We start from the raw sequence: 4,394 nt of genomic DNA on the forward strand, positions 1-4,394 counted from the left end.
GCTCCGCGGTGGCGGGCGTCGACCTCAGCCCGTCGCTCCCTCACAACAAAAAAGCTCCGGCGCAAGCGCACGGAGCTGAATTCCTGAGAATCGTTCTGTACACCTGCGTGGGCCCCTGCAGTGCAGAGCTTCGATCGTGATGCGCTTGCGCGCACACCGATGACCGACGGTCTTTGGCTTGTGTCCCAGCATACGTCGTACGCTCCATGCGGCAAAATCCGCCATGGTCCCGCGAATTGGGGACTTCTCCCCATCCCCCTCTCCCCGCACCGTCCCTACGCTGAGCGGGGGCAGGGAGGAGAGCTGATGCCGGATCCCGCACACCTCGACGCCCTTGCGCCCTACGCCGCGCTCGCACTGGATTCCACGATCGTGCTCGATCCCGACCAGGAGGTGCCGGCCTACCCCGGGCCCGAGATTCTGGCCGCTTCCGTCCCCGCAGGAGACTGACGTGTTCGCAATGATCCAGCGCGCGACGCTCCGCCTTGTGGAAACGGCCGAGCGCGCACGGGCCGCGGGCGAGGTCGCCACCGTGCCGCCGGGCATGAACATCGCCGGCGTGGACGCGGCCACCGAGGCCGTGCGGGCGGATTACGGCCGGACGTCACGGTGGCTGCTCGGGCTGCTCGGCACGGCGGGGGATGCCGCCGCCGGGCTGGCCGCGATCTTCGCCGGCTTCGGGTTGTCGGTGGCGCCCACAGATCCGGCGACGGCTGCACTCTCCGGCGCCGTCGGTGTCGTGATCGCCCTTGCGCTCGCACTGCCCTCGACTCTGCTGCTGTGGCGGCTGCATCGGTCGGGGCGGCGCCTTGCCCGGGCCACGGCCTTCTGGGCAGCGCTGCCGTACCTGTCGGGCGCGCGCCGTCCCGTCCCGGGTGATTATTTCGCGGTGCGCTTCCTCGCCTACTCCCCCGACCTGCTCATCCGGGTGATCTCATCGGTGGGCGCATTTCTGGCGGCGGCGTTCTCGCTGTCGATGATCTTCTACGCCACCGCCGTCGACCCCGACCCGACTCTCGCGGTCATCGCGGTGCTGTGGTCGGTGCTGTTCGTGGCGGTGACGATCGGGCAGTTCGGTGGCATCCAGCGCATTCAGGTGGGCTACAGCCATCGCGATCCACTGGGCTACGAGCGGCGGATGCGCCGCGCCCGCACCTGAGCGGCGGCGGCGCGCCCGGCCGACGAGATCCGACCCGCCGCCGAGCGGCGTGGAGGGCGGATGCCGTCGACGGCCGGGGTTAGGGTCGATGTGTGACCCCCGAACTCTCCGCTCGCATCGTCGCGGATTCCCGCGACCGCGTGGCGTGGGTGCGGGCGCGCTCGCGCGGCATCACGGCGACGGATGTCGCGGCACTGACATCCGAGAAGGCGATCGCCCGCGCCGCCGACGCCAAGCTGCTGGGGTCGGGATTCTCGGGCAACGCCTACACCGATCACGGCCGCCGCCGCGAGCCGGAGATCGCCCGCTGGGTCGCCGCGACCCACGGCATCCAACCGTCGTCGGCGCTGTTCCACGCCGTGGTCGAGAAACGGCACCTGGCCACGCCCGACGGCGTCGGACTCGACAAGAACGGCCGGGTGATCCTGGCCGAGATCAAGACGACCAACAAGCACTGGCGGTCGATTCCGCGCTCCTACCTGCGTCAGGTGTGGTGGCAGCAGCACGTGCTCGGCGCCGAGCGCACGCTCGTGACCTGGGAGCAGCACGTGGACTTCGTGCCCGTCGGCGACGAGCCGCGGTGCGCATGGGTGGACCGCGACGAGTACGAGATCGGCAAGCTGGTGAAGCTCGCCACCGCCCTCATCGACGAGCTCTACCACCGCACGATGCAGCGCCGCACCCTCGTCGCCCCGCCGACCGCACCGCGCGAGCCCTTCCGCGCCCTCGCCCTCGCCGAGTGAGTACTCGCGTTCCCGAGTGAGTATTCGCGTCCCCGAGTGAGCACCCGCCCACGGCGTTAGCGACCCTTCCTCCGCCGAAATGGTTGACTCACGTCAACCCTGGAGATACAGTTGATCCATCTCAACCGTTGATGTCCATCAACTTCCGGTCGCCAACGTCGTCGCACCGTCTCGCATCCATTCCAAGGAGACCCGTGCCGAAGTCCCCCCGCCCGAACGATCCCGCCGCCGCCGCGGAGAAGCTCGCCCACCGCCGCGTCCTCGAAGCCCTCTCGGGGCTGCTCCTGGGCATGTTCGTGTCGATGCTCGCCTCGACGGTGGTGTCGACGTCGCTGCCGGTCATCCTGCACGACCTCGGCGGCGGCCAGACCGCGTTCACGTGGGTCGTCACCGCGACACTGCTCACGACCGCGATCTCCACGCCCATCTGGGGCAAGCTGGCCGACCTCACCAATCGCAAGGTGCTCTACCAGCTGGCGATCGTGATCTTCGTCCTCGCCACCGCGGCCGCCGGGTTCTCGCAGAACCCCGAGACGCTCATCGCCTTCCGGGCACTTCAGGGCATCGGCGCCGGCGGCCTCGCCGCCCTCAGCCAGGTGCTCATGGCCGACATCATCAGCCCGCGCGAACGCGGCCGCTACATGGGCCTGTTCGGCGCCGTCATGGCCGTCGCAACCGTGGGCGGTCCGCTCCTGGGCGGCCTCATCACGGATGCCTGGGGCTGGCGCTGGAACTTCTTCGTCGCCCTCCCCGTCGCGGTCGCGGCCCTGCTCATCGTGCAGCGCAACCTGCACGTGCCGCCGCGGCCGAAGCAGAAGGCCCGCATCGACTACCTCGGCATCGTGCTCCTTTCGGTCTCGGTGTCGCTGCTGCTGATCTGGGTGTCGCTCGCGGGCGACTCGTTCGAGTGGTGGAGCGTCGAGACGGCACTCATGCTCGGCGGTGCGATCGTCGGCGCCGCCCTGTTCGTGTGGGTCGAGCTGCGCTCGCCTGAGCCGCTGATCCCGCTGACCCTCTTCCGCGACCGTACCTTCACGCTGTCGGTCATCGCCTCGATCGCCACCGGCATCGCGATGTTCGGTGCGTCGGTCTACCTCAGCCAGTACATGCAGCTCGCCCGCGGCGCGACGCCCACCGAAGCCGGCATCATGACCATCCCGATGATCGCTGGCCTGCTGATCTCGTCGATGGGCATCGGCGCGCTGATCACCAAGACGGGCCGCTGGAAGGCGTTCCTGGTGATCGGTGCCGTCCTGCTGACCGCCGGCTCGACGCTGCTGTCGACGATCGAGTACGACACCGACTTCACGCTCGTGTCGATCTACATGTTCCTGCTGGGTGCGGGCGTGGGCATGACGATGCAGAACCTCGTGCTGGTGGTGCAGAACACCGCCAAGCCCTCCCAGATCGGCGTCGCGAGCTCGGGAGTGACGTTCTTCCGCAGCCTCGGCGGCACGATCGGCGTGTCGGTGATGGGCGCCGCCCTCGCCTCGCGCGTCACCGAGCTCGTCGCCGAGCGCGCCGACGACATCGCCGCCGCCCTGGCGAGCCTCGGCGAGCAGGGCCCGGTCTGGGCCGCCCAGCTGCAGACCGGCGCCCTCCCCTCCGTCGCGACCATGCCCCCCGCGCTGCGGGTGATCTTCGAGCAGATGTACGCCAACGGCATCTCGCGCGCCTTCCTCATCGCGGTGCCGTTCGCCGTGGTCAGCCTCGTCGCGATCGTCTTCCTCCCGCGCACGCCGCTGACCTCGATGACCACCACCGAGCGCCTGCACGCCGCGGAGGCCGACTTCGCGACGGTCTCGGTTCCCGAGGGGATGAGCTCCCTCACGGCATCCAACCGCGTCGTGGACGCGACGGATGTCGTGGACCCGACGGATGCCGCGGCCACCACGGATGCCGCAGACGAGGCATCCGGCCCCCGCGATGCGCGCCGGTAGGGTGGTCACGATGACGAGCGAGGAGACCTCCGAGGAACGCGCCGAGGCGGTGCGGGCCCTGGAAGGGGAGTTCAGCGAGCTGATCGTCCGCTTCCGCAAGATCATCACCGAGAACGCCGACCGGGTGAGTCCCGGCATGCTGCCCGGCGCCTACAAGGTGTTCACGAGCATCGTGCGCTGCGAGCCGGTGACGCAGGCTGCCCTGGCCGAGATCCTCGCGGTCGACAAGGGACAGCTGAGCCGCACCGTGCGCGAGCTCGAGGATCTGGGGCTGGTCACGCGCGCGCCGGATCCCGCGGACGGCCGATCGAGCCTGTTGTCCCCGACCCCCGAGGGACTGGCGCGCCTGGCCGCGGCCCGTGCGCCGCATCAAGGCACGCTGCACGCAGCGCTCGAGGACTGGGATCTGGGCGACATCCGCAACCTCACCGAACTGCTGCGCGCCCTGACGACCGGCACGCCGCCGGCCTGACGGGACCCGCTTTCCCGGCTTCGCAACCGTGAGACCCTGTCTGGCGGCCGAGACCATGGTTGTTTCCCACGGTCTCGGCC

At 69.7% G+C, this 4,394-nt stretch carries 5 protein-coding genes; all 5 read left to right on the forward strand.

Annotated elements, in window-relative coordinates:
- Positions 1–306: 306 nt before the first annotated feature.
- Positions 307–450 (forward strand): hypothetical protein, encoded by a 144-nt coding sequence (locus NQ160_RS19295; RefSeq protein WP_257516734.1) that lies wholly within the window; start codon positions 307–309, stop codon positions 448–450.
- Position 451: 1 nt separating this feature from the next.
- Positions 452–1,159: a hypothetical protein gene (locus tag NQ160_RS19300; RefSeq protein WP_257516735.1), complete on the forward strand. Its 708-nt coding sequence runs from the start codon at positions 452–454 to the stop codon at positions 1,157–1,159.
- Between the two features lie 92 nt (positions 1,160–1,251).
- On the forward strand, positions 1,252–1,902 hold the full coding sequence (locus tag NQ160_RS19305) for a YqaJ viral recombinase family protein (RefSeq protein WP_257514287.1): 651 nt from the start codon (positions 1,252–1,254) through the stop codon (positions 1,900–1,902).
- Positions 1,903–2,192: 290 nt separating this feature from the next.
- Positions 2,193–3,842, forward strand: a complete 1,650-nt coding sequence (locus NQ160_RS19310) for an MDR family MFS transporter (RefSeq protein ID WP_374113681.1) — start codon at positions 2,193–2,195, stop codon at positions 3,840–3,842.
- Between the two features lie 10 nt (positions 3,843–3,852).
- On the forward strand, positions 3,853–4,314 hold the full coding sequence (locus tag NQ160_RS19315; protein ID WP_257516737.1) for a MarR family winged helix-turn-helix transcriptional regulator: 462 nt from the start codon (positions 3,853–3,855) through the stop codon (positions 4,312–4,314).
- Positions 4,315–4,394 lie beyond the last annotated feature (80 nt).

The organism is Microbacterium sp. zg.Y909, from assembly GCF_024626565.1.

What these genes read in the sequence shown, in the direction of transcription:
- NQ160_RS19295 (WP_257516734.1), top strand. Translation starts at nt 307, where the DNA reads ATGCCGGATCCCGCACACCTCGACGCCCTTGCGCCCTACGCCGCGCTC.
- NQ160_RS19310 (WP_374113681.1), top strand. Translation starts at nt 2,193, where the DNA reads ATGTTCGTGTCGATGCTCGCCTCGACGGTGGTGTCGACGTCGCTGCCG.
- NQ160_RS19315 (WP_257516737.1), top strand. Translation starts at nt 3,853, where the DNA reads ATGACGAGCGAGGAGACCTCCGAGGAACGCGCCGAGGCGGTGCGGGCC.